Source organism: Bacteroides sp. M10 (assembly GCF_014334015.1).
Taxonomy (GTDB): domain Bacteria; phylum Bacteroidota; class Bacteroidia; order Bacteroidales; family Bacteroidaceae; genus Bacteroides; species Bacteroides intestinigallinarum.
The window spans coordinates 3764417-3789353 of the sequence record NZ_CP060488.1 but is presented as its reverse complement, the minus strand read 5'-3'; the positions used below and the strand labels follow the sequence as shown (position 1 = coordinate 3789353).

Below are 24937 nucleotides of genomic sequence, written 5' to 3'. Positions count from 1 at the left end.
AATTTATTAAATGACACGATAATGAATAAAAAGAAGAAACAAACTTCGATTGATCTCGATGCGATTATGACCGAAGTATTAAACTTGTTTACACCCGAAGAACAACAGGAAGTGATAGATATATTAAGCAATAACGGATTAGAAAAAATCTACCAACAAATGGAAGAAGCTTTCTATCACTATCAGCATCCAGACTATAGCTCGGAAGCAACCCCCATTGCAGCTTACCTGCAAAGGCTTTGGGATATGCAGACATGCAAAGACTACCCATTTGACGAGTTTAAAAAAGATTGCACGACAGTACCCGCTGCCGAATTAGAAAAAGATTTGCGCAACTTTATCCTGCATCTATTTATCCATTATCAAGGACCTCTCGAAAACGCAAAAGAAGAAGACAGACCTTTTAAGTTATGGTATATCTACTGGGCAATGGAACATTACCGAATGGAATCTTCTTTAAATGTCATCTTGGAAATAATGCGGCAAAGTCCGACTTTTCTCGCTTCCTATTGCCACCTCGTACAGGATGAAGCCACCATTGCCATCATTTACCAACTCGGGCAGAACCAATTGCCTTTGCTACTTAGTTTCATGAATGAAGACGGAATCGCTCCTTTCGGAAAAGAAGATATTTGTAGTGCTGTCGCACAAATTGCCATAACCAACCCTGAACGAAGATTGGAAATTATTAACTGGTTCTGCCAATTATTGAATTCTTATTACGATCAGTTTGAGCGTGGGGAAGATAATAATATCGCGATAATTGACTATATCACAAATACGTTGATGAATATCCGTGCCATAGAAACGTTGCCTATATTGGAAAAAATCTATAAACGATTCAAAATACCCAATACATTAACGAGAAAAGGAATCAAAGAGATAAAAAAAGAAATGCCACACGCAGAACTGAAGGGATTGGAAGTGGACAGTATGGAAGAACTAATGAACTTATTGAATGAGTTCTTTGCCTTCAATGAGAATAATGAATTTGATGATAACGAATTTGATGAAGAATACGATGACGAGTTTGACGATGATGAATACGACAACTCTTTCTACATTGGAGAACAAACCCCTAAAAAACTCAATATAAAAATTTCTTTGATTGATTCCGACCCGGAAATATATCGTATAGTGGAAGTCCCTTCCGACATCCGTCTGGAAAGTTTTGCGGATGTCATAAATACCGCAATGGGTTGGGAAGGCTATCACTTGCATCTGTTTCAAAAAGGGAAAACAATATATACAACCGAAGAATCCGATGACGATTTTTTGTTTGATCCCGTTAAAACAGTCAACTCCTACTCTCTCTCTTTAGGAGAGATCCTTACCCGAAAAGGCTCACATATTAAATATGAATATGATTTCGGAGATAGCTGGATGCATCGGATTACCCTGGAATCACAACAAGCATATAAAAAGGACGAAACACAAGGCGTCTTTCTCATAGACGGAGCAAATGCATGTCCGCCCGAAGATTGCGGAGGAATATATGGTTACCAAGAGATGTTGGAGGCATTAAAACAACCACACTCAAAAGCCGCAAAAGAATATCGGGAATGGTTGGGAAAGAATTTCAACGCACACAAATTTAATGCAAAAAAAGTAGAAAGAGAGCTTAGAGACTTCCCGATAAGAATCTTCTAACAATTGTTTCTCCACAGAATAGTAGACTTCATTGAAAACCCATTTTATTCTGAAGCCCATCCTATTCTGTGGAGTATATGGTAAATTCGTCAGTCATATCTAGATAAAAAAGGTCATTTTGTCTTTTAACTCCTTAATACTCATGCTATTTTGTCATATTTTTATACTTGGCAAATCTTTTGAGCCCCTTTAGGTGTTATTAAAAACGTGAAATAAGAAAGGAGAACAAAGATATGAACTTTAACAATTTTACCATTAAATCTCAAGAAGCGGTACAGGAGGCCGTAAACCTGGTACAAAGCCGGGGACAACAAGCCATTGAACCTGTCCACATCATGCAGGGAGTAATGAAAGTAGGCGAAAACGTCACTAATTTCATCTTCCAAAAACTTGGTATGAATGGACAGCAAGTAGCTCTCGTGGTCGACAAGCAAATCGACTCCCTGCCGAAAGTATCCGGCGGAGAACCGTATCTAAGTCGTGAATCCAACGAAGTTTTGCAGAAAGCAACACAGTATTCTAAAGAAATGGGCGACGAGTTTGTTTCATTAGAGCCTATCATACTGGCATTGCTGACTGTTAAGAGTACCGTCTCCACGATCTTGAAAGATGCCGGTATGACGGAAAAAGAATTGCGCAACGCTATCAGCGAATTGAGAAAAGGAGAAAAGGTTACATCACAATCCAGTGAAGATACTTATCAATCATTGGAAAAGTATGCTATCAACCTGAACGAAGCTGCCCGTAGCGGAAAACTGGATCCCGTAATCGGACGTGATGAAGAAATCCGCCGGGTATTACAGATATTGAGCCGCCGTACAAAGAACAACCCGATTCTGATTGGTGAACCGGGTACCGGTAAAACGGCTATCGTAGAAGGTTTGGCACATCGTATCCTTCGCGGAGACGTGCCCGAAAACCTGAAGAACAAACAAGTTTATTCACTGGATATGGGAGCACTGGTTGCCGGCGCAAAGTACAAAGGTGAATTTGAAGAACGACTGAAATCGGTTGTCAATGAAGTGAAGAAATCAGAAGGTGATATTATTCTGTTCATTGATGAGATTCACACGCTGGTAGGTGCCGGAAAAGGTGAAGGTGCCATGGATGCCGCCAACATTCTAAAGCCCGCCTTAGCTCGTGGAGAACTACGTTCCATCGGAGCAACAACCCTCGACGAGTATCAAAAATACTTCGAAAAGGATAAAGCATTGGAGCGTCGTTTCCAAATCGTGCAAGTGGACGAACCGGATAACTTGAGTACCATTTCCATCCTTCGTGGATTGAAAGAACGTTACGAGAACCATCATCACGTACGTATCAAAGATGATGCCATCATTGCAGCCGTCGAATTGAGTAGCCGTTACATCACCGACCGTTTCCTGCCGGATAAAGCCATTGATCTAATGGATGAAGCCGCAGCCAAACTGCGTATGGAAGTAGATTCCGTTCCTGAAGAACTGGATGAAATTTCCCGTAAAATCAAGCAGTTGGAAATTGAGCGTGAAGCTATCAAACGTGAAAACGATAAACCGAAACTGGAAATTATCGGTAAGGAACTGGCCGAGCTCAAAGAACAGGAAAAGTCCTTTAAAGCTAAATGGCAAAGTGAGAAAACGCTGATGGATAAAATCCAGCAGAACAAGGTTGAGATAGAGAATCTTAAATTTGAAGCAGAAAAAGCCGAACGTGAAGGCGATTATGGTAAAGTAGCCGAAATCCGTTATGGCAAACTTCAGGCTTTGGATAAAGAAATAGAAGATACTCAAAAACAACTGCGTGATATGCAAGGCGATAAAGCCATGATTAAGGAGGAGGTAGACGCTGAAGATATTGCGGATGTTGTTTCCCGCTGGACTGGTATTCCTGTCAGCAAGATGCTGCAAAGTGAAAAAGATAAACTGTTGCACTTGGAAGAAGAACTTCATCAACGTGTAATTGGTCAGGACGAAGCAATTGAAGCGGTGGCAGATGCTGTGCGCCGTAGTCGTGCCGGATTACAAGATCCGAAACGTCCGATCGGGTCATTTATCTTCCTGGGAACCACCGGCGTAGGTAAGACCGAATTAGCAAAGGCATTGGCAGAGTTCCTGTTTGATGACGAAACGATGATGACTCGTATCGACATGAGTGAGTATCAGGAAAAGCATAGTGTCTCCCGTCTGGTCGGAGCGCCTCCGGGATATGTTGGATACGATGAGGGCGGTCAGTTGACAGAAGCTATACGGCGGAAACCTTACTCTGTTGTTTTGTTTGACGAAATAGAAAAGGCTCATCCGGATGTCTTCAATATTCTGTTGCAGGTATTGGATGACGGACGACTGACTGACAATAAAGGAAGGGTGGTCAACTTCAAAAATACCATTATCATCATGACTTCAAATATGGGCAGTTCTTATATACAAAGTCAGATGGAGAAGTTGCATGGTTCCAATAAGGAAGAAGTAATCGAAGAAACGAAGAAGGAAGTCATGAATATGTTGAAAAAGACGATTCGCCCGGAATTCCTGAACCGTATTGATGAAACGATCATGTTCTTACCATTGAATGAAAAGGAAATCAAGCAGATCGTACTCTTACAAATCAAGGGAATTCAGAAAATGCTTGCCGAAAACGGAGTGGAACTAAAACTGACGGAAGGAGCATTGGACTTCTTATCTCAAGTGGGATATGATCCTGAATTTGGAGCTCGTCCGGTAAAGAGGGCTATTCAGCGTTATCTGTTGAACGATCTATCCAAAAAGTTACTTTCCCAGGAAGTCGACCGTAGCAAAGCAATTACCGTTGACGCTGGTGGAGACGGATTGGTATTCAGAAATTAAGAGTTTCCATTTAAATAGAATGCCGGTATGCTTAATAAGAAGCATACCGGCATTATTTATATCCCTGAATATGTAAATCTCCGGACTTCCGGTTGGCAGTTCGGATGGCTCATTACCAAAACATAGGTACCCTGTTGAGGGATTTCCATAGTCAATGAAGGCAAAGCAAATTTATGTTTGCCTTTTAATTCTCCCTGTGAATCGTAAAGGAATACCATTGTACCTGCCAACAAACCTGTCAGGCATAATGTCCCTTTTTCATTGTCCAAACGGACGTTTACTTCTTTATTTGTTATTGTCTCCATACCCTACATCAAATATCCCCCTTGACGCTTTAGACATCTACCAGCTAAATCATGCAAAACAACTAATGTTCAATACCACATATTTACATACATGGCAGAACACGAGCGTTTAAACATCATTCTCAAGTAGTTCAATATTGTCCAGGTCTCAAGTCTTGAATAATATCTTTATAACGCTTTTGTTCTCTATTGTTATTCACCGTTCACTACTGCTATTCCCAAGAATAGTGAACAGCGACAAAGATACATAAAAAAGCATCATTATTTACAATATAAGTAGAAGATATTTATTTTAGTAAAAGATTACCCAAATAATACTAATTTTTTCCTGAACATACAAGTGTTTATACGAAAAAACATGATAACCATTTTAAATGATTATCATGTTCTCTATTTTTAATTAAATAAACGGTACAGATTATTCTGCAACTGCTTCTTCCTTAACTTCGCCTTCCGGTTTGAACTCTGTGATTCCATTAGAAATCAAGATGTTATACCAAGCTACCAATTTTTTGATATCGGCTACATATACGCGTTCACGATCAAAGTTAGGTAATACTTCAGCCAAGTATTGACGCAATTGTTCAGGAGTAGCTTTTTTCGGGTCGATAGAAGCCTGCGCTGATTTTTCTTTCTCTTTTATAGCTTCCAGCACATCATACAAAGGAACTTCTGCATCGTCTGTGTACATTGCTATATCGGCCAAAGAAATAATTTTTTCATTACCGTAAGCGGGGAAACGTTTCTTCTCAGCATTGACTGATTCAACAATCAACATATTTTTTCCTTGCGAAATAAGTTTGTATAATCCCGGTTTACCTGAGATAGACAAGATAGTCTTCAACATAGTATATATCCTTTTATTTATTAATTATTTTTTGCGGAGCAAAGGTAATGATTATTTTTAGATAGCAAAGAAATAAGCTCCAAAACCTGCGGAATTAACGGTGTTTCATCATCATTGACTATCACGAAATCAGCATGACTTCTCTTAACTTCATCACTCATTTGTGCTTCAATACGCTTCATCACCAGTTCTCTCGATGAACAATCTCGCTTTATGGCGCGGTCCACTCTCACTTCCAGTGGCGCATACACCATAACCAGAAAGTCAACTTCACTCCTGAAACCGGCTTCCACAAGTATGGCAGACTCCATACCTACCAATTGTTCACCCCCAAACCGGGCAGCCCACCGACGAAAATCTTCTTTCACCTGTGGATGAATAATTTCATTCACTTTCTGCACACGATTCGGATGACCGAACATATAGGATGCCAGCAAAGAACGATTCAACACACCATTTTGAAATACATCCTGACCGACCAGCGCACAAAGTTCCTGACAAATCACCGGATCTGTCTGCGTGATACGCTTTGCTTCTATATCTGAAATATAAACAGGAATTCCCATTATTCCAAATAACCTGGAAACCACACTTTTCCCGCTACCAATACCACCGGTTATACCAATCTTAATCGACATTAGAAGTAATTTGTTCTATCAAGAAGTCTACTTGCTCAGGAACAATACGAATTTGATTGATTCCGCTCGGAAACGACTTCAATTTAACCGTATATTTATCAGAACCGAGCTTCAACAACTCTTCGTAAGAAATATTGATGATAAAATCGCTTGCTTTTATGCTGCGGAACCGCTTCAACCCCACCTGGAAAGTAATCTGAACTTTGGAAGGGAAGGTACGTAATGCCTTATCGGCCGGGAAATTAACTCCGTGCAATGGCACCTCTACTGTTTTCTCCGTATAAATATCTACCGGAAAGGTCATTTCTACCGAAGCCGGAACAAACTTCACTCCTCTTTCAGAATTCAGCGGAATTCGTCGCCGGGTTGTATCTGAAATATTCTCCAGGTTTATCTTTTGAGTATATGCGGTGGTAATAGTATCCAGAATTCCTTCCGGAGCATAAACTAATACAGAGTCCGGATTACAAATCGTATCTGATACATAATATTGAAGTCCGGCTGTCACTTTTCCCTGAAAGCGGACAGGTACCAACTTAGACTTTCCTTCAGAATAGATATACTCTAATGTATCCGGCTTGATTGAAAGAATTTTGGAGGACACATTCAATTGGCTCAATATCTTTTTCTCAAAATCAGATGCGTAAATCTTCACATGATTATCTTTTCCTTTATAATCAAGAAAACCTATATTTACCGGAAAAAAACTTTTCCCCAGCATATAATTGAGAAGCACCGTACCTTTATCTTTCACTCTGACGCGAAGTTCAGAAGGTGGTTCCGAAGTCAACACTACATTATTGGGAACATCTTTCATTCGTACCGGAATGGAAAACTCCGCTTCATAGTCACTATTCAAAGTCTGAAGCAGCCAAAATCCACCGGCTATCAAGAAGAAAAATAAAAAAATTAAGAACTCTCTGCTCTTATCACTGAGCAGAAAATCCTTAATTTTCTTTGATAGTTTTAAATATGTATATTCTATTTTCCTACGATCAAACATAGGCACTTATTTATCAACTATTATTTAGATTGATTGCTAGCAGCTGAAGCATCAGCGAAAATAGAATTCTTGTCTATTTTAATCTTTACATTAGAAGCAATCTCAAGTACTATGTAATCGTCAGTAATTTCCTTGATTGTTCCGTGGATACCACCTGCAGTAATCACATTCTGATTTACCTGAAGAGATTTACGGAAATTTGCTATTTCTTTTTGCTTCTTATTCTGAGGACGGATCATAAAGAAATACATGATAACAAACATAGCTATCAGCATGATCCACATCATACTTCCACCTCCGGCAGCACCGGCAGGAGCTTGCAATAATACAGTCAATACGTTCATAAATAATCTGTTTTAGTTTCTACTATATGGACAAAGGTATCAGTTTTTAGTCAACTTACCTTCTTTTTTTAATTGATTAACTATTCCATCCAGCGTACCGTTGATAAAGCTACCGCTTTTAGCTGTGCTATACAACTTCGCTATCTCTACATATTCATTTAACGAAACACTGACCGGAATGTTCGGGAAACTAAGAATTTCTGCTAATGCAGTCTGCATAATGATAACGTCCATAAATGCAATACGGTCCAGATCCCAGTTTTTTGTATTCTCACTAACCAAATGACGGTAATAGTCGGAATTCAAAATAGTACGACGGAACAGACGACGTGCAAACTCTTGATCTTCGTCATCCTTAAATTCCGGAAGCAGTTCCTGGTTGGCACCCTTCTTTTCATCAAAACGTTTGATCGTTTTCAGGACGAATGTATCTACAATTTCTTTGTCATCATTCCAATACAGACTCTGATCTTCCAATACCTGATCGAGAGAATCATTATTAAAGATGTATGTTTTATAGAGTTTTCTCCATAATTCACGATCGGCCTCGTATGAGTGGTCGTCAGAAGCCATATAATCTTTATAGATATCGGTTTCTACAATTTTCTCATAAAGTTCCTTGATGAAGTCCTGGTCGTTTGCCCAGGTTCTTTTTTGATTGGCTATAAACTCTACCAATTGCTTATTGACTTCCAATTGAGCAATAAATTTGTTATCCACGAATTTCTTGTTGGGGTACAACTCTTCTTTCGTAGGTGCCAATTTAGCTTTTGCCGCATCAATACGTTTTTGTGCATACTCTGTCAATGCTATCATCAGCATTAGCAAATAATTATAAAGGTCATACGCCTTTGAAAGACTAAAGAATAACTCTTTCTCCGCTGAGTCTAGATTTTTGCTGCCATTTTGATAATAGGCATATACTATCTGTATAATCTTAAGACGAATAAGAACTCTGTTGATCATAATTCAAATTAATACTGTTGTTATCGAACTGCAAAAGTAGATATTTTTAATGAGTTTCCACTAATAAATCACATTTTTTAATGCAGTATTTGATTCTCTACGCTTTTTCTTTTGACAGTTTAAAAAAAATATCCAATTTTGAGGCCGATTATAAACGGACCGAAAGATATGGAAGATTTAAAAAAGAAAATGAGCGCAGACATGAATGATAAGGAGATTGTATTCTCCAAGTCCATTAAAGCAGGTAAACGCATCTATTACCTTGACGTAAAGAAGAATCGTAAAGATGAAATGTTCCTGGCTATTACAGAGAGTAAGAAAGTGATAACGGGAGAAGGTGACGATTCTCAGGTTAGTTTCGAAAAACACAAAATCTTCCTATATAGGGAGGACTTTCAGAAGTTTATGGCAGGACTCGAAGAAGCAGTCAACTTCATTGAGTGCAGTGATGCGAACGAATACATCGCCCGCCTGAACACCGAAGCAGATGAAGAAAGTGAACAGAAAGCAATCGAAGAAGCCCGGGCAAACAAGTTAGAGAACGAAATTAAGATCGATATTGACTTTTAAGAAAGTAACTCTTTGATATTTCAAAAGAAAGACGTACTTTTGCACCGCTTTTTTGCAACATCGTGTGATAATCCACATCGTGTGATGGTGAATTAAGCAAACTAACTTAATTTAGAGTAACACAAATTTTTAAAGAAATGAAATCAATTGAAGTAAAAGGAACTGCAAGAACAATTGCAGAACGCTCTTCTGAACAAGCTAGAGCTTTGAAAGAAATTCGTAAAGACGGTGGTGTACCTTGTGTACTTTACGGAGGTAATGAAGTAGTTCACTTCACAGTGACTAACGAAGGACTTCGTAACTTGGTTTATACTCCGCACATTTACGTTGTAGACCTGGTTATCGATGGCAAAAAAGTAAACGCTATCCTGAAAGATATTCAGTTCCACCCGGTAAAAGATACTATCCTGCACGTTGACTTCTATCAGATTGACGAAGCTAAACCTATCGTAATGGAAGTACCTGTACAGTTGGAAGGTCTTGCAGAAGGTGTGAAAGCCGGTGGTAAACTTGCACTGCAGATGCGTAAGATTAAAGTGAAAGCTTTGTACAATGTAATTCCTGAGAAACTGATCGTTAACGTTTCTCACCTGGGATTGGGTAAGACTGTTAAAGTTGGCGAATTGAGCTTCGAAGGTCTTGAACTGATTAGTGCTAAAGAAGCCGTTGTATGTGCTGTTAAGTTGACTCGTGCAGCAAGAGGTGCAGCAGCAGCCGCTGGCAAGTAATTGAGATTATCCCTGTAAAGAGATATACTTCAAACGCAGATTAATGCAGATTAAAGCAGATGTTCAGTCTGCATTAATTTGTATTAATCTGCGTTTCTCTTTCTATATTAATGAACTGTTTTACGGAAAAACGATGATAAAATATTTAGTTGTCGGACTGGGAAACATTGGTCCCGAGTATCATGAAACCCGACATAATATCGGATTCATGACAGTAGAAGCATTGGCCAGAATTAACAATGCTCCTCCTTTTATGGATGGACGCTATGGATTCACCACCAGCTTTTCCATCAAAGGACGTCAGTTGATCCTGCTCAAGCCATCGACTTTTATGAACCTGAGTGGATTGGCCGTTCGTTATTGGATGCAGAAAGAAAATATTCCATTGGAAAATGTGCTGATCGTAGTAGACGATCTGGCTCTTCCTTTCGGAACGTTACGCCTAAAAGGAAAAGGAAGTGATGCAGGCCATAACGGATTAAAGCATATTGCCGCCACTCTGGGTACTCAAAACTATGCCCGTCTGCGTTTTGGAATCGGGAGTGATTTTCCACGTGGCGGACAAATCGATTACGTACTCGGTCACTTCACTGATGAAGACTGGAAGACAATGGATGAAAGACTGGAGATGGCAGGGGAAATTATCAAAAGTTTCTGTCTTGCCGGTATCGACATCACAATGAACCAGTTCAACAAGAAATGATGAACCTGTTCTATAAAAAATAAAGATAGCAATGAACGGTTAGCGATCAATGATAACGTCCACTAACCGACTAATTACTTATCACTAAATAACTAACTAAAATGGCTGAAGCAAGAATAGATAAATGGATGTGGGCTGTCCGCATCTTCAAGACACGTACGATTGCAGCAGAAGCCTGCAAAAAAGGACGTATTACCATCAACGGTTCGCTGGTCAAAGCTGCCCGTATGATAAAACCGGGTGATGTTATTCAAGTGAAGAAACCACCTATCACATACTCATTCAAAGTATTACAACCGATTGAGAAACGTGTAGGAGCCAAACTGGTATCGGAAATGATGGAAAATGTAACGACTCCCGATCAATATGAATTACTTGAAATGAGCAAAATCAGCGGATTCGTAGACCGGGCACGTGGAACCGGACGTCCGACCAAGAAAGATCGCCGGGAACTGGAAGAATTTACAACTCCAGAGTTTATGGATGATTTTGACTTTGATTTCGATTTTGAAGAATAGGATAAATAGAAAAACGATGAATCGTAAACAATGAACGGTGAACAGACTGCGTTATATCCACAGGCTTGCTCACCGTTCATTGTTTACGATTTGTATAGCTTACCACTTATAGAGTTGCAGTTCGCCCTTTCTTTTTACAGATTTGCTTTAACAGCATCAATCAGTTCCTGATATTCTGCGTCAGTCAGATAAACCTTTCCCGGGTTCATTTGGAATATACCTCCATAATCAGGTCCATCCACATATTTAGGTGCTAAATGAAAATGCAAATGAGACAATTTATCCGAGTAAGCACCATAATTAATCTTTTCCGGCTGGAAAGCTTTTTGCATGGCACGAGTGACACGCGCTACATCTGCCATAAAAGCATTACGGTCTTCATCACTCAATTCATTCAAATCGTTCACATGGTCTTTATAAGAAACAAGACAACGTCCACGGTAGGTTTGTTCCTTAAACAAAAACACACGTGACACACTCAATTGCGCAATCTCAATCATCAGATTATGCAGCGTTTCATTGTTCTGGCAATACAGACATTCTTTCGGATCACTCTTCATGATATTATTATTTTAAGTTTTTATCGTTGCAAAAATAAGTATTCCATTCTTATCCGGCTTGTACTTTTTCGTTTTTTTGATCGACTAATTGGTACACATCCTCTTTTTCGCCTACCACCCAAACAACATCGCCTTCTTCGAGTGGAGCATTTACATCAGGAACCATCAGTGTACCGTCTTCACTTTCAACACCGGCTATCATACAATGATATTTGTCGCGGATGCCCGATTCACGAATCGTTTTACCCAGAAAAACAGAATCACTGTCAATGATAAACTGCTTCAAAGCCATCTCGCTCTTTTCATAGACCTCCCAGTCTATCTTCGCTCCGTTTTGCATCGCCTCATTAAACACACTTAATTGTTCATCTGTACCTATCACCTGTATCTTATCCATCGGAAACAGGCGGACAGAACCACCGGGGATATTAATCCTCCTCTTTCCACGAAGAATAGAAGCAACATGAACTCCAAACTTCTTCCCCAGATTCAGCTCCATCAATGTCTTTCCCGCCCAACTGGATTCACCCGGAATTTCCATATCGGCAAGATGCAAATCATGCGATAACAAACGACCGGCATACTCCGGCTTTTTCTCTCCCAGATACTCTGCACGTACATCTCTGGAACGGAGATTCTGAAAGAAACGACGTTCAATCAATATCGATTGCTTCTTCAAACGGCGAGACCATACCATCAACAATACAACAAGTACAGCCACTCCAATAATCAATCCGATAGACGCCTTAAATAATCCGGAAATAACAAAGATAACAAAAAGTGCCGCTATCATAATACGAATCACGATTGTCGATACCAGCGGTGCGCGGTTGGCACGGCTGTCATGCCATAAGGTCATAAACTCAACCGAATGATTTTTCTTCACCATAATGGCACGCAAGAAAGGAGCAATACACAGAATGATAAATACCGCTCCCAACAATGATGCCCAGAAATGAGGCAGATTCTCTTTAAAGAATGGCACGACAAAACGAAAAGAAAGTGCAATAATCGACATACTGACAATTGAATAAACAACTGTTATACGTACCATTGACAAGATTAGCTTCTTCCACAAATTCTCGTGATTCAGAGCTGTTTGCGAACCGGAAGAATAACGCATCATTATTTTTTTCCATGATTCCGGAAGATGAGCATCCACAAAAGTAGAAGCCGGCTCGGCAAAACGAATCATATAAGGAGTCAGGAAAGTAGTAATCACAGAAACCGCTACCACTATCGGATACAGAAAGTCACTCGTTACATGCAAAGAGACTCCCAAAGAAGCAATAATAAACGCAAATTCGCCGATCTGCGTTAAACTAAAGCCGCATTGCATAGCCGTCTTTAAAGGCTTTCCGGAGAGAATAACACCGAATGTACCAAAAACGGCCTGTCCCAAGATAACAGCCAAAGTAATTACTATAATAGGTAGGGCATATTCTACAATCATTGCAGGATCCACCATCATACCGACCGATACGAAAAAGATAGCTCCAAAAAGATCCTTTACCGGTTTCACCAGCCGGTCTATGGATTCCGCCTCGATTGTTTCCGCCAGAATAGATCCCATTATAAATGCACCAAATGCAGCAGAGAATCCTGTATGTGCCGCCATCACTACCATACCGAAACAAAGCGCCAACGACACAATAAGCAGAGTCTCCTCTCCCATCAATTTCCGGCAGCGTTTCAAGAATTCAGGAATCAGATAGATACCGACAACAAACCACAGAATAAGAAAAAACAATAATTTCCCGATACTCTCCAACATTTCGGCACCTTCAAAATGTTGACTTACCGCCATGGTGGAAAGCATCACCATTAATACAATGGCCAAAATATCTTCCAAAATCAAGATACTCAACACAAGTCCGGTGAACTGCTTCTTCCTTAATCCTAAATCATCAAAAGCTTTATAAATAATAGTAGTAGACGACATCGCAATCATACCGCCCAAGAACAGACTGTCCATCCTGTGCCAGCCGAAACCCATGCCGACTCCTATTCCCAACAAAATCATACAAAAGATGATGGTACAGGCAGCAATGATGGCAGAACCACCCACCTTGACAATCTTCTTAAAACTAAATTCCAAACCAAGAGCAAACAGCAAGAAAATAACACCAATATCCGCCCAAGTCTTAATATTGGCAGTATCCATCACTGAAGGAGTATACGGCATATGCGGACTTGCCAGAAATCCGGCAACTACATATCCCAAGACCAGAGGTTGTTTCAACTTCTTAAACAACAAAGTCATAACACCGGCACAAATCAATATAAGTGCGAGGTCAGCTATAAGAGTAGGTAATTGAGACATTATTTTATCGTATTTGATGACAAAATTATATTATTTCTATGGGATAAACAACATATTTACGGATATGTTTTGCAATAACCGTCATAAAACAAGTTAGCCCCGGATAGAGTTGTAACTTATCCGGGGCTATACACAATAACAAGCTTATTTTTTACTTTCTAAAAGGTGGTTTCACTACCACAGCTTTCAATTTCCGACCACGCATATCGATACAGATTTCCGTACCCACCTTACTATATTCCGGTTTCACATATCCCATACCGATACCAATCTTACGGGTAGGCGACATCGTACCGGAGGTCACCACTCCCACTTTCTCGCCTTCATCATTCACCAGTTCATAGCCATGACGGGGAATTCCGCGATCAACCATTTCAAAGCCAACCAGTTTACGGGTAACACCTTCCGCTTTCTGTTTTTCCAGCATCGGACGGTTGACAAAATCCTTGCCCTCCACAAACTTAGTGATCCATCCCAATCCGGCTTCTATCGGAGAAGTCGTATCATCCAGATCATTGCCATACAGACAGAAGCCCATTTCCAACCGGAGCGTATCACGGGCACCCAAACCGATAGGTTTAATGCCATACTCTTCACCAGCCTCAAAAATAGCCTTCCATATAGAATCAGCCGCAGACGGATAGAAATAAAGCTCAAAACCTCCCGCACCGGTATAACCCGTATTGGAGATAATCACATTCTCTTCACCTGCAAACGTTCCAACCTTAAATGTATAATAAGGAATAGTAGCAAGATCAATATCCGTCAACTTTTGCAGAACCGAAATAGCCTTCGGACCCTGTATAGCAAGTTGAGCTATGTTATCCGACGAATTTTCCAACTCGGCTCCCTCCGTATTGTGAGAAACACACCAGTTCCAGTCTTTTTCCATATTGGAAGCATTCACCACCAACATGTATTTTTCCGGTTCATACTGATAAACCAGCAAATCATCTACAATACCCCCATCCTCATTCGGAAAACAAGTATATTGTATTTTACCCGGAGCCAGTGCCGCCACATTGTTAGATGTTATTTTCTGCAGAAAGGCCAACGCTTGCGGTCCTTTCACCCAAAATTCTCCCATATGCGATACATCAAATACACCGACACCTTGACAAACAGTTATGTGTTCATCAATGATACCGGAGTATTCAATAGGCATATTATAACCTGCAAACTCGTGCATTTTAGCGCCAAGTGCTATATGTTTCTCTGTAAACGGAGTGGTTTTCATTATTTTAAAGTATTAAGTTTTAAGTATTAAGTATCAGGTATTAAGTATTACCGGAGCTTACCGTCTTTTTATTTGGAAGCCACCAGTTCTGCTATTTTTACGATCACCTTCATTGCTTTCTCCATATTCTGGATAGGCACAAATTCGTAACGACCGTGGAAATTCAGACCACCGGCAAAGATATTCGGACAAGGCAATCCCTTAAAAGAAAGTTGCGCACCATCCGTACCTCCACGAATCGGTTTTACATTCGGTTTCACACCCACAGCTTCCATCGCAGCAAAAGCGGTATCGATGATATGCATTACCGGTTCTATCTTCTCACGCATATTATAATACTGGTCGCGCAGTTCGAGAGTTGCAGTACCTGCTCCATGTTCAGCATTCATTTGAGCAACCAGGCGTTCCATCTCTTTTTTACGATTCTCAAATTTCGCACGGTCATGATCGCGGATGATATAAGATACAGTGCTTTGCTCCACATCCCCCTGAATACCGATTAAATGATAAAATCCTTCGTAACCGGTCGTATGCTCCGGCCTTTCTTGCGAGGGAAGCAATGTGATAAATTGATTGGCAAGATAGATTGAGTTAATCATCTTATTCTTGGCATATCCCGGATGCACATTACGTCCTTTAAAGGTAATTTTAGCAGCGGCAGCATTGAAGTTCTCAAATTCCAACTCCCCTACTTCACCTCCATCCATCGTATATCCCCATTCGCAACCGAATTTCTCTACATCAAATTTATGAGCACCTTCACCAATTTCTTCGTCCGGATTGAAGCCGATACGGATTTTTCCGTGCTTGATTTCCGGATGTTCCTTCAGATACACCATTGCAGATACAATTTCCGCAATACCGGCTTTATCGTCAGCACCAAGCAACGTCTTTCCATTGGTCACAATCAAGTCTTCTCCCTTATGATCCAGCAATTCCGGAAATTGTGACGGAGAAAGAACTACATTCTCTTCAGCACAAAGCACAATATCCGAACCGTCATACTTTTCCACAATGCGCGGAGTGACATCTTTACCCGTCATATCAGGACTTGTATCCATGTGGGCAATAAACCCGATAGTGGGTACTTCTTTATTTATATTGGCAGGAAGTGTAGCAAAAAGATAGCCATGCTCATCCAAAGTAATATCTTCCAATCCCAAAGATTCCAACTCTTTTTTCAAGTATTCAGCAAAAACCATCTGCTTCGGAGTACTTGGAGTAAGCCCTGTCGATTCATCAGATTGTGTATCGAAGCTTACATACTTTAAAAATCTGTCTACTAAAGTCATATTGTTTTAATTACAAGTTACTAATTACAATTTACAAATTGATAGTTTATAGTGCCGTAAAGGTAAAAAAAGAGCCGTGAATTACAAAGCAATTCACGGCTCTTTTTTATTGTATACTTTTATCCGGATACTTAAATATCCTATTTGACTACTTTAAAAATGGCTGCTACCATCAAAGCAATGTGTACAAACCTTGCATTTAGGTAATCCGATAGCCTCAATCAGCGTTTCCAGCGTATTAAACTTCAATGAACTGAGACCGAAACGCTCGGCAATAATGCTAACCATCTTATCGTATTCCGGAGAACCGGTAGTAGCATATTTCTCCAGGTTCTTATTCTCATCCCCTTCCAGTTCCTTGATAATACGACGGGTAATCAACTCCAATGCATTTTTAGAAGCCGAAAAACCAACAAACGGACAAGCATAAATCAATGGCGGACAAGCGATACGCATGTGCACCTCCTTTGCTCCGTAATCATACAGAATCTTCACATTGTCACGCAATTGAGTTCCCCGCACGATTGAATCGTCACAGAACAACAAACGTTTATTTTGCAGCATGGCACGGTTTGGAATCAACTTCATCTTAGCAACAAGCAAACGCATCTCCTGATTGCTCGGAGTAAAGCTACGAGGCCATGTCGGTGTATATTTTGAAATAGCACGATGGTAAGGAACTCCCTTTCCTTCGGCATATCCTAAAGCCATACCCACTCCCGAATCAGGAATACCGCAAGCACAATCCACTTCCGATTCATCCGTCTGTCCCATTTTCAATCCGCTAGTGAAACGCACTTCCTCTACATTCTTTCCTTCATAACAAGAAGTCGGGAAACCGTAGTATACCCACAAAAACGAGCAGATCTGCATATCCTCATTGGGCTTGCGAAGCTGGTCAACATGATCGTCATACATACGAACAATCTCACCGGGACCTAAATATTTCTCAATCTCATAATCCAGATTCGGGAAACTGGACGACTCACTCGTTGCAGCATAAGCACCGTCTCTCTTTCCAATCACCACCGGAGTACGTCCCCACCAGTCACGTGCCGCGATGATACTTCCGTCTTCCGTCAAAAGCAACATCGAACAAGAACCCTTAATGTGCTTAAACACATTTTCGATACCTTCCACAAAAGTTCTGCCTTGTATAATAAGTAATGCGATAAGTTCCGTCTGGTTGGTGTTGCTCGAACTAAGTTCGGCGAAGTGCATGTTTTGACTGAGAAGTTCTTCTTCCAATTCCTGGATATTGACTATTTTAGCGACTGTGACAATGGCGAAGCGCCCGAGGTGAGAATTGATGATGATAGGTTGTGCGTCTGTGTCGCTAATGATGCCGATGCCGGCGTTTCCTTTGAATTTGTCCAGTTCTCCTTCAAACTTGGTTCGGAAATAAGTACTTTCCAAATTGTGAATGGAGCGTATAAAACCTTTTTCCTCACTATATGTTGCGAGTCCTCCTCGCTTGGTACCCAGATGTGAGTTATAATCTGTGCCGTAGAATAAATCAGTCACGCAGCTAGTTTTCGAGACTGTTCCGAAAAAACCTCCCATGTTGTTCTCTTTATTGATGATGTTTTAAAAAAGATGGCGCAAAAGTACAAAAAAGAATCCGTCCTATAAAAAAAGCGCTCCGCAAAGTTTTAGTTTTCTTTGCGAAGCACAACTAATATTTATTAAAAAGCAGGGAATCCGTAAACAATCTTTTTACCAGAATCTTATTTCCATTTCTTGATCGTTTTCAAGTCAGCGGGAGTTGCTTCAATCAGACTTACTGCAAATCCTCCGCTGCGTGCCAGCTTCACAGACATCTTATTCTTGTTTGTTACCAGTCCTTTTTTTATCTGGTAAGAAGTAGGATTCTTTTCAAAATCCGCCTCCTTTCCGTCAGCATAAAGAGTGGCTACATATTGTTTTCCCGGTTCGAGAAAATCAAGTGTAAAAGCAGAAGTACGGGGATTCTCATCGGTGATACCACCTACAAACCAGTTATCAGTACCTTTTGCCTTACGTGCTACGGTAATATAATCTCCCGGTTCCGCTTCCAGATACTTACTGTCATCCCAATCAACGGCTACATCCTTGATAAATTGAAATGCATCCATGTGACGTTCGTAACTCTCCGGAAGGTCGGCTGCCATTTGCAAAGGACTGTACATCGTTACATAAAGTGCCAACTGTTTTGCCAAAGTTGTACGTACAAAACTGTGGTCGCCTGACAAGAAAGAAAGTTTTGTATCAAAGATACCCGGTGTATAATCCATCGGTCCACCAATCTGACGAGTGAAAGGAAGCAAGGTGGTATGGAACGGCTTATTCCCTGCAAAGGCTTCATATTCCGTGCCACGAGCCGATTCATTACCGATCAGATTCGGATATGTGCGACATAATCCTGTCGGACGGGTTGCTTCGTGAGCATTTACACAGATCTTATATTCGGCCGCTTTTTCTACCGCATATAAATAATGATTGTTCATCCACTGTCCGTAATGATGTTCTCCACGCGGAATAATATTACCTACATACCCGCTCTTCACAGCATTGTATCCGTTATCTATCATAAACTGATAGGCTTTATCAAGATGACGCTCGTAGTTACGTACAGAAGCGGAAGTCTCGTGATGCATCATCAGCTTCACTCCTTTTTCCTTTGCATACGCATTGAGCATCTTCACGTCAAAATCAGGATACGGAGTTACGAAATCAAAGACATAATCCTTCGAATTTCCGAACCAGTCTTCCCAGCCTTCATTCCAGCCTTCCACTAAGATCTGGTCGAATCCATGTTCCGAAGCAAAGTCAATGTAACGCTTCACTTTGTCATTATTGGCCGCATGACGCCCGCTCGGTTTTGTTTTGGAATAATCCGTCTGTCCCAGTTTCACAGAATAAACATCATCCGTGTACGACCAGGAACTTTTTCCGGTAATCATTTCCCACCACACACCGATGTATTTCACCGGCTTAATCCAGGAAACATCTTCATAGGCACAAGGTTCATTCAAGTTCAAAGTCAATTTGGAAGCCAGAATATCACGAGCATCATCACTGACAATCACCGTGCGCCAGGGTGAACGGCAAGGCGTTTGCATATAACCTTTATCCCCTTTCGCATCAGGAGTCAGCCATGATTCAAAAATCAGGTTCTGATCGTCAAGGTTCAGATGCATACAAGAATAATCAACCAAAGCCGCTTCATGCAGATTGATATACAACCCGTCGGCTGTCTTCATTTGCAGGGACGTCTGTACCCCCGTTGGAGAGAAAGGCGTTTGAGAAGCATTGCTGGTGATTGCGCCCTGCAGTAATCCGCGAATTTCAGAAAGTTTGGATTCGGTATAGTCATATTCCTGCGTATCATAATCGCCTGGAATCCAAAATGCCTTATGATCGCCGGCCATAGCAAACTGCGAATGTTCTTCTTTTATAACGAAGTAATTCAGATTCTTTTGCTGCGGGAACTCATAGCGGAACCCCAAGCCATCATTATAAAGACGAAAACAAATAATCAGATTACGATCTTGCGCCTTTTGATTCAGGGTAACAGCCATTTCATTATAATGGTTGCGGATTGATTTCACCTCTCCCCACACCGGTTCCCATGTTTCATCAAAAGCAGAAGTTTTAATATCGGTCAGAGTGAATCCATTCATCAGTCCGGGATCATTTTTCAATTCCAGTCCCAGTTTCGAAGGTTTAATCACCTCTTTTCCTTTATAAGAGAGTTCATACACCGGTTCTCCTTGCGTGTTGACAAAGAAATTAAGTTTTAATTGTCCGTCAGGAGAAGTGATACTTTCGGCCTTTGCTGATGTGCCGAAGAAAAAAGAGAGCAACAGGCAGACCCATATTGCAGTTCCTATTTTCATGTTCTTCATGATATAAATGAGTTAGTTAATAATCGTATGGCAAAGATAGACAGGAAACAATAGAGGTGTTTTTCTTTATAAAGAAAATATAGAAGGATATAGAAGTAGAAACGGGATAAACATTTAAATATAAAGCAGATAACAAATCCAGAAGCTAGAAAAAATATAGTGTCTATGGTGAAGAAATTAAAAGGATTAAAGACGCATATTACATAATCTTTCTATATTTGCAACGTATTATCCCAACTATATCAATAAACACTTTACTATTTAGAATATGGCACAGCACCTTAAATTGATCGCTCTATTGATTTTCACATTGTCCGCCAGCTACACTTCCGCGCAGTCTTTACGTAAACTGCTGGAACGTCCATACGGTATCATCGAGTCAAAATGGGAAAAAGATGCTCAGGGAGCTACCGAACTCAATTACTACAATGAAGACTATTGCGACTATTATCTGTATCGTGCCAACGACCGTTCCTACAATTTAAGTAACGGAAAAAACACTATATTTAAAATAGAAAAGAACGCACAGGTAGACAATCCGTTTAAAAGTGCCTCTTCTTATACGTTCTACCGGGGCAAGTTTCCTAAAGATTTCAACATTCAGACTCCTTATGCCTTACCCGTAAAGAACAATCAAAAGACAGCCTGGAAAACCGATCCGCGTGAACCATTCAAGACCTTGAATTTTCACATCAAGCAAGGTGATACAATCTACGCCACCCGCAGCGGAATAGCCTGTAAAACCACCAACCCGCAACAGCTGCTCATCTATCATCCCGATCAGACTTTTGCAGCCTATCTGGTGATGAATGAGAATTTTATCGAACCGGGCGAAGAAGTACAAGTTGGACAAGCCATAGGAAAGGCAGGCCCCACAGGTGCTGCCATCTCCTTCTTTTTTCTGGATGAAAATAAGTTCAAAGGAGGATTATCATCCGGATACCCTTACTCCCACTTTATTCCTGTATTCCGCACAACTGAAGGAGATGTGAAACCGGAAGAGAAAACCATCTATCAGGCTGTAACCGACCATGACCTTATCATGCAGGATATGAGCAAACGTGACAAAAAGAAATATATGAAGCTACACAACCTGAAATAATAGATGTATCATGCGCATATTTTTACTTTTCTTCCCGGTCTTCTTTTTCTGCGGTTTGCTTCATGCCCAAACCGTAAAAGTGGAATATGGCGGTGACCCGCTTCCCGACAAAGACCGGAAGAAGATAGAACAGTTTCTTCAACATGAGGTTGATTTCTATTCACAATTCGGACTGCCCGATACGCTTAGCCTCCAACTATATGTTTTTGAAAATAGAAGAGAAGCAATAGATTACTTAGAAAGTATCAATGTGTCTCTGCCTATCAAGGCAAGCGGTGCATACTCACCTAAGCTACAAAAGGCAGTCATCTTAGGACGGGAGAATGGACGGGAGAGAAGTCTTGCCATCATCTATCACGAACTGAGTCATCATTTCGTTTCGCAGATTCTCGGCAAGCGTCCTCCAAGTTGGCTTAACGAAGGACTGTCGGAGTACTTCGAACATTGCACCATTCACAAAAAAGCAGTCCGCCACACATTTACCGAATACGAACAAGGGAGAGTTCGGACGATGTATATGCTGGGGGAAGTAAACCTTCCTACATTTTTAAATAGCAGCCAAGGCAAATTTATGAAACAGCAAATGACGGACGAGCAATACTCTTATATCCTTTCGCATGCGCTTGTCACCTTTTGGATAGAGAGCGTTCCCCGCGAGATATTCAAAAAGTTCATATCCGTTCTGCAAAACAAAAATGATCCGTCAACCGTTTCAGAACAAATCAATCTTGTTTATCCCGGAGGCTTCCAGCAATTCGAAAAGGATTTTGAAGCCGCCTACAAATAATATCAATCTTTCAATCAAATGAGTAAAGAAGTTATCTATATCTTTATCGGTGGAGGAACCGGTAGTGCACTGCGTTATTTCATCCAGTTGCTAATGCACGAACGAATCGTCCCTTATCATTTTCCATGGGCCACTTTCACGGTCAATCTTCTCGGCAGTTTTCTCATCGGCCTGTTCTATGCCCTTTCAGAGCGATTCCACCTTCCGTTCGAGGTCCGTTTGTTTCTGACAACGGGTTTATGTGGAGGTTTCACAACGTTCTCTACTTTCTCCAGTGACGGCGTAGGTCTGCTGAAAGGAGAATTTTACGGAGCATTTGTTCTATATACATTATTAAGTATAGGAATAGGATTAGCCGCAACGTTAGCCGGCGGATATGTGGGAAAACAGATTTAATAATTCGAATATAAATCCTACCTTTACGGCATGATTAAAAGAAACCCAACCAAACCCGTCCGCGTTGTTCCTCCCATGATGGAAGAGCAGGAAGTCAGTACTACTACCCTACAGGAATGGCTCGACAGAGAAGAAACCGTCTCTCATCTTTTATTCTGCAAAGGAAAAGAAGAAGGCATCGACAAATCTTATAAAAGTTTCAAAAACTGCACCTTTCAGCATCAGACATTCAGCGAATGTAAATTCCGTTCTTCCCAGCTGACCGATGTCAGGTTTGAGAACTGCGACTTATCCAACATTTCTTTCGCTGAAAGTTCGCTCTACCGGGTAGAATTCATTTCCTGCAAACTATTGGGTACCAATTTATCGGAAACAACGATGAATCACGTCTTGCTGCATGACTGCAACGCAGGTTATATCAATCTGGCTATGAGTAAAATGAACCAGGTACGTTTTGCACACAGCCAGCTCCGCAACGGAAGTCTGAACGACTGCCGTTTTTCATCCGTCGCATTTGAGAGTTGCGATCTCGTAGAAGCCGATTTTTCACACGCTCCGCTTCGCGGAATAGATTTGCGCACTTCCCGTATCAGCGGAATCACGCTTAACATCAGCGATTTGAAAGGGGTTGTCATCACTTCCCTGCAAGCTATGGATTTGCTTCCACTGTTAGGGGTTATTATCGAAGATTAAAATCCTGCAAATTCACTCCGCCGCACTCAAACAAAAAGCATCGTCCCGTTGTTATAGTATAAGGTCGGACTAACGACATATAGGGAATAGGCATAAAAAGAATACCTATTTATGGTGATTTCTCACTCCCCGTCAAGTCCGTACTTTTGCAGAAATCTTATTCAAAAACAATAGAAACGATGAAAATTGAAAAAATTGTAGCTCGAGAAATTCTCGATTCAAGAGGTAACCCCACAGTAGAAGTTGACGTAGTATTGGAATCCGGCATTATGGGACGTGCATCTGTGCCGTCAGGTGCTTCCACTGGTGAACACGAAGCATTGGAACTTCGCGATGGTGACAAACAGCGCTATGGTGGAAAAGGAGTACAAAAAGCGGTTGATAATGTAAATAAAATCATCGCTCCGAAGCTGATTGGTATGTCTTCACTCAATCAGAGAGGTATCGACTACGCAATGCTGGCATTGGACGGCACTAAGACTAAATCGAATTTAGGTGCTAACGCTATTCTCGGCGTATCTCTTGCCGTAGCTAAAGCTGCTGCCAACTATCTGGACCTTCCTCTATACCGCTATATCGGTGGAACAAATACGTATGTAATGCCTGTACCGATGATGAACATCATCAACGGTGGTTCACATAGCGATGCTCCGATCGCATTCCAGGAATTTATGATCCGCCCCGTAGGTGCTCCTTCTTTCAGAGAAGGTCTGCGCATGGGTGCTGAAGTATTCCACGCTTTAAAGAAAGTCTTGAAAGACCGTGGCCTTAGCACTGCTGTAGGTGATGAAGGTGGTTTCGCACCTAACCTCGAAGGTACGGAAGATGCTTTGAATTCTATTCTGGCCGCTATCAAAGCAGCAGGATACGAACCGGGCAAAGACGTTATGATCGGTATGGACTGTGCTTCTTCCGAATTCTACCACGATGGTATTTACGATTATACCAAGTTTGAAGGTGAAAAAGGTAAGAAACGTACTTCCGCAGAACAAGTTGACTACCTGGAAGAACTAATCAACAAATTCCCTATCGACTCTATCGAAGACGGTATGAACGAAAACGACTGGGAAGGCTGGAAAAAGCTGACCGAACGCATCGGCAACCGTTGCCAGCTGGTAGGTGACGACTTGTTCGTAACCAACGTAGATTTCCTTGCAATGGGTATCGAAAAAGGCTGTGCCAACTCTATCCTGATTAAAGTAAACCAAATCGGTTCGCTGACAGAAACACTGAACGCTATCGAAATGGCTCACCGTCATGGATACACTACTGTTACTTCTCACCGTTCGGGTGAAACAGAAGATGCTACTATCGCTGATATCGCAGTAGCTACTAACAGCGGACAGATCAAGACAGGTTCTTTAAGCCGCTCAGACCGTATGGCTAAATACAATCAGTTACTCCGCATTGAAGAGGAATTGGGCGATTTAGCTGTGTATGGATACAAGAGAATCAAGTAAAAACTGAATCCCTATAAAACTAAAGGAGGTGTGTCAAGAACTTTTTTTTGACGCACCTCTTTTACATTGTTTACCCTCTTAATAAAAGGTATAAAAAGAAAAAAAG

General features: G+C 41.0%; 23 protein-coding genes. 11 read left to right on the top strand and 12 right to left on the bottom strand.

The window, feature by feature from the left end; genetic code table 11:
- The first annotated feature begins 21 nt into the window (after positions 1-21).
- On the top strand, positions 22-1650 hold the full coding sequence (locus H8796_RS13490; protein ID WP_117931905.1) for a plasmid pRiA4b ORF-3 family protein: 1629 nt from the start codon (positions 22-24) through the stop codon (positions 1648-1650).
- 233 nt (positions 1651-1883) lie between these two features.
- Positions 1884-4472, top strand: coding sequence for an ATP-dependent chaperone ClpB (gene clpB / locus H8796_RS13485; RefSeq protein WP_117931903.1), 2589 nt, complete (start codon positions 1884-1886; stop codon positions 4470-4472).
- Between the two features lie 56 nt (positions 4473-4528).
- Here the strand turns inward: clpB and H8796_RS13480 are convergent, their stop codons facing one another.
- From H8796_RS13480 to nusB, 6 genes are all read right to left on the bottom strand, one after another.
- Positions 4529-4777 (bottom strand): hypothetical protein, encoded by a 249-nt coding sequence (locus H8796_RS13480; RefSeq protein ID WP_004309790.1) that lies wholly within the window; start codon positions 4775-4777, stop codon positions 4529-4531.
- 418 nt (positions 4778-5195) lie between these two features.
- Positions 5196-5624: a DUF5606 domain-containing protein gene (locus tag H8796_RS13475; protein ID WP_117931902.1), complete on the bottom strand. Its 429-nt coding sequence runs from the start codon at positions 5622-5624 to the stop codon at positions 5196-5198.
- Between the two features lie 20 nt (positions 5625-5644).
- Entirely contained in the window at positions 5645-6262 is a 618-nt protein-coding gene (coaE, locus tag H8796_RS13470; RefSeq protein WP_117931901.1) for a dephospho-CoA kinase, read from the bottom strand.
- The gene (locus tag H8796_RS13465) at positions 6252-7265 is read right to left on the bottom strand and encodes a CdaR family protein (protein ID WP_117931900.1); all 1014 of its coding nucleotides are present in this window, start codon (positions 7263-7265) and stop codon (positions 6252-6254) included. The genes coaE and H8796_RS13465 overlap by 11 nt, the downstream gene beginning before the upstream one ends.
- 20 nt (positions 7266-7285) lie before the next feature.
- Complete coding sequence (gene yajC / locus H8796_RS13460; RefSeq protein WP_004302063.1) at positions 7286-7609, bottom strand: preprotein translocase subunit YajC; 324 nt, start codon at positions 7607-7609, stop codon at positions 7286-7288.
- A gap of 39 nt (positions 7610-7648) precedes the next feature.
- Positions 7649-8575, bottom strand: coding sequence for a transcription antitermination factor NusB (nusB, locus tag H8796_RS13455; RefSeq protein WP_009000694.1), 927 nt, complete (start codon positions 8573-8575; stop codon positions 7649-7651).
- Positions 8576-8743: 168 nt separating this feature from the next.
- Here nusB and H8796_RS13450 point away from each other — a divergent pair, with 168 nt between their 5' ends.
- The 4 genes from H8796_RS13450 (at position 8744) to H8796_RS13435 (ending at position 11094) form a co-directional block, all read left to right on the top strand.
- Positions 8744-9145 carry a PUR family DNA/RNA-binding protein gene (locus H8796_RS13450; protein WP_117931899.1) on the top strand — a complete coding sequence of 134 codons (402 nt, stop codon included), beginning with the start codon at positions 8744-8746 and terminating at the stop codon, positions 9143-9145.
- Between the two features lie 137 nt (positions 9146-9282).
- Positions 9283-9873, top strand: a complete 591-nt coding sequence (locus H8796_RS13445; RefSeq protein ID WP_009000692.1) for a 50S ribosomal protein L25/general stress protein Ctc — start codon at positions 9283-9285, stop codon at positions 9871-9873.
- Between the two features lie 136 nt (positions 9874-10009).
- Entirely contained in the window at positions 10010-10576 is a 567-nt protein-coding gene (pth, locus tag H8796_RS13440) for an aminoacyl-tRNA hydrolase (protein ID WP_032848766.1), read from the top strand.
- A 101-nt stretch (positions 10577-10677) separates the two neighbouring features.
- Positions 10678-11094, top strand: a complete 417-nt coding sequence (locus H8796_RS13435; protein WP_004302058.1) for an RNA-binding S4 domain-containing protein — start codon at positions 10678-10680, stop codon at positions 11092-11094.
- A gap of 134 nt (positions 11095-11228) precedes the next feature.
- Here the strand turns inward: H8796_RS13435 and H8796_RS13430 are convergent, their stop codons facing one another.
- The 6 genes from H8796_RS13430 to H8796_RS13405 form a co-directional block, all read right to left on the bottom strand.
- A complete protein-coding gene (locus H8796_RS13430; RefSeq protein ID WP_004302057.1) occupies positions 11229-11654 on the bottom strand; it encodes an HIT family protein in 426 nt (141 codons plus the stop codon).
- A gap of 49 nt (positions 11655-11703) precedes the next feature.
- Positions 11704-13977 (bottom strand): cation:proton antiporter, encoded by a 2274-nt coding sequence (locus H8796_RS13425; protein ID WP_117931898.1) that lies wholly within the window; start codon positions 13975-13977, stop codon positions 11704-11706.
- Between the two features lie 151 nt (positions 13978-14128).
- Entirely contained in the window at positions 14129-15214 is a 1086-nt protein-coding gene (gcvT, locus tag H8796_RS13420) for a glycine cleavage system aminomethyltransferase GcvT (RefSeq protein ID WP_117931897.1), read from the bottom strand.
- A 68-nt stretch (positions 15215-15282) separates the two neighbouring features.
- The gene (gene pepT, locus H8796_RS13415; RefSeq protein ID WP_117931896.1) at positions 15283-16506 is read right to left on the bottom strand and encodes a peptidase T; all 1224 of its coding nucleotides are present in this window, start codon (positions 16504-16506) and stop codon (positions 15283-15285) included.
- A 153-nt stretch (positions 16507-16659) separates the two neighbouring features.
- Complete coding sequence (locus H8796_RS13410; RefSeq protein ID WP_117931895.1) at positions 16660-18069, bottom strand: amidophosphoribosyltransferase; 1410 nt, start codon at positions 18067-18069, stop codon at positions 16660-16662.
- Positions 18070-18233: 164 nt separating this feature from the next.
- Positions 18234-20393, bottom strand: a complete 2160-nt coding sequence (locus H8796_RS13405) for a glycoside hydrolase family 97 protein (RefSeq protein WP_117931894.1) — start codon at positions 20391-20393, stop codon at positions 18234-18236.
- Between the two features lie 268 nt (positions 20394-20661).
- Here H8796_RS13405 and H8796_RS13400 point away from each other — a divergent pair, with 268 nt between their 5' ends.
- From H8796_RS13400 to eno, 5 genes are all read left to right on the top strand, one after another.
- Positions 20662-21495 (top strand): M23 family metallopeptidase, encoded by an 834-nt coding sequence (locus tag H8796_RS13400; RefSeq protein WP_074635639.1) that lies wholly within the window; start codon positions 20662-20664, stop codon positions 21493-21495.
- A 10-nt stretch (positions 21496-21505) separates the two neighbouring features.
- Entirely contained in the window at positions 21506-22282 is a 777-nt protein-coding gene (locus H8796_RS13395) for a hypothetical protein (RefSeq protein WP_004302049.1), read from the top strand.
- 18 nt (positions 22283-22300) lie between these two features.
- Positions 22301-22678, top strand: coding sequence for a fluoride efflux transporter CrcB (gene crcB, locus H8796_RS13390; RefSeq protein WP_004309778.1), 378 nt, complete (start codon positions 22301-22303; stop codon positions 22676-22678).
- Between the two features lie 30 nt (positions 22679-22708).
- Positions 22709-23371 (top strand): pentapeptide repeat-containing protein, encoded by a 663-nt coding sequence (locus H8796_RS13385; protein ID WP_117931893.1) that lies wholly within the window; start codon positions 22709-22711, stop codon positions 23369-23371.
- 179 nt (positions 23372-23550) lie between these two features.
- Complete coding sequence (gene eno / locus H8796_RS13380; RefSeq protein ID WP_004316472.1) at positions 23551-24831, top strand: phosphopyruvate hydratase; 1281 nt, start codon at positions 23551-23553, stop codon at positions 24829-24831.
- Positions 24832-24937 lie beyond the last annotated feature (106 nt).

What these genes read in the sequence shown, in the direction of transcription:
- H8796_RS13435 (WP_004302058.1), top strand. Translation starts at nt 10,678, where the DNA reads ATGGCTGAAGCAAGAATAGATAAATGGATGTGGGCTGTCCGCATCTTC.
- eno (WP_004316472.1), top strand. Translation starts at nt 23,551, where the DNA reads ATGAAAATTGAAAAAATTGTAGCTCGAGAAATTCTCGATTCAAGAGGT.
- pepT (WP_117931896.1), bottom strand. Translation starts at nt 16,506, where the DNA reads ATGACTTTAGTAGACAGATTTTTAAAGTATGTAAGCTTCGATACACAA.
- H8796_RS13425 (WP_117931898.1), bottom strand. Translation starts at nt 13,977, where the DNA reads ATGTCTCAATTACCTACTCTTATAGCTGACCTCGCACTTATATTGATT.
- H8796_RS13445 (WP_009000692.1), top strand. Translation starts at nt 9,283, where the DNA reads ATGAAATCAATTGAAGTAAAAGGAACTGCAAGAACAATTGCAGAACGC.
- gcvT (WP_117931897.1), bottom strand. Translation starts at nt 15,214, where the DNA reads ATGAAAACCACTCCGTTTACAGAGAAACATATAGCACTTGGCGCTAAA.
- clpB (WP_117931903.1), top strand. Translation starts at nt 1,884, where the DNA reads ATGAACTTTAACAATTTTACCATTAAATCTCAAGAAGCGGTACAGGAG.
- yajC (WP_004302063.1), bottom strand. Translation starts at nt 7,609, where the DNA reads ATGAACGTATTGACTGTATTATTGCAAGCTCCTGCCGGTGCTGCCGGA.
- H8796_RS13395 (WP_004302049.1), top strand. Translation starts at nt 21,506, where the DNA reads ATGCGCATATTTTTACTTTTCTTCCCGGTCTTCTTTTTCTGCGGTTTG.
- H8796_RS13430 (WP_004302057.1), bottom strand. Translation starts at nt 11,654, where the DNA reads ATGAAGAGTGATCCGAAAGAATGTCTGTATTGCCAGAACAATGAAACG.
- nusB (WP_009000694.1), bottom strand. Translation starts at nt 8,575, where the DNA reads ATGATCAACAGAGTTCTTATTCGTCTTAAGATTATACAGATAGTATAT.
- H8796_RS13410 (WP_117931895.1), bottom strand. Translation starts at nt 18,069, where the DNA reads ATGGGAGGTTTTTTCGGAACAGTCTCGAAAACTAGCTGCGTGACTGAT.
- H8796_RS13385 (WP_117931893.1), top strand. Translation starts at nt 22,709, where the DNA reads ATGATTAAAAGAAACCCAACCAAACCCGTCCGCGTTGTTCCTCCCATG.
- H8796_RS13480 (WP_004309790.1), bottom strand. Translation starts at nt 4,777, where the DNA reads ATGGAGACAATAACAAATAAAGAAGTAAACGTCCGTTTGGACAATGAA.
- coaE (WP_117931901.1), bottom strand. Translation starts at nt 6,262, where the DNA reads ATGTCGATTAAGATTGGTATAACCGGTGGTATTGGTAGCGGGAAAAGT.
- H8796_RS13450 (WP_117931899.1), top strand. Translation starts at nt 8,744, where the DNA reads ATGGAAGATTTAAAAAAGAAAATGAGCGCAGACATGAATGATAAGGAG.
- H8796_RS13475 (WP_117931902.1), bottom strand. Translation starts at nt 5,624, where the DNA reads ATGTTGAAGACTATCTTGTCTATCTCAGGTAAACCGGGATTATACAAA.
- crcB (WP_004309778.1), top strand. Translation starts at nt 22,301, where the DNA reads ATGAGTAAAGAAGTTATCTATATCTTTATCGGTGGAGGAACCGGTAGT.
- H8796_RS13400 (WP_074635639.1), top strand. Translation starts at nt 20,662, where the DNA reads ATGGCACAGCACCTTAAATTGATCGCTCTATTGATTTTCACATTGTCC.
- H8796_RS13465 (WP_117931900.1), bottom strand. Translation starts at nt 7,265, where the DNA reads ATGTTTGATCGTAGGAAAATAGAATATACATATTTAAAACTATCAAAG.
- H8796_RS13490 (WP_117931905.1), top strand. Translation starts at nt 22, where the DNA reads ATGAATAAAAAGAAGAAACAAACTTCGATTGATCTCGATGCGATTATG.
- H8796_RS13405 (WP_117931894.1), bottom strand. Translation starts at nt 20,393, where the DNA reads ATGAAGAACATGAAAATAGGAACTGCAATATGGGTCTGCCTGTTGCTC.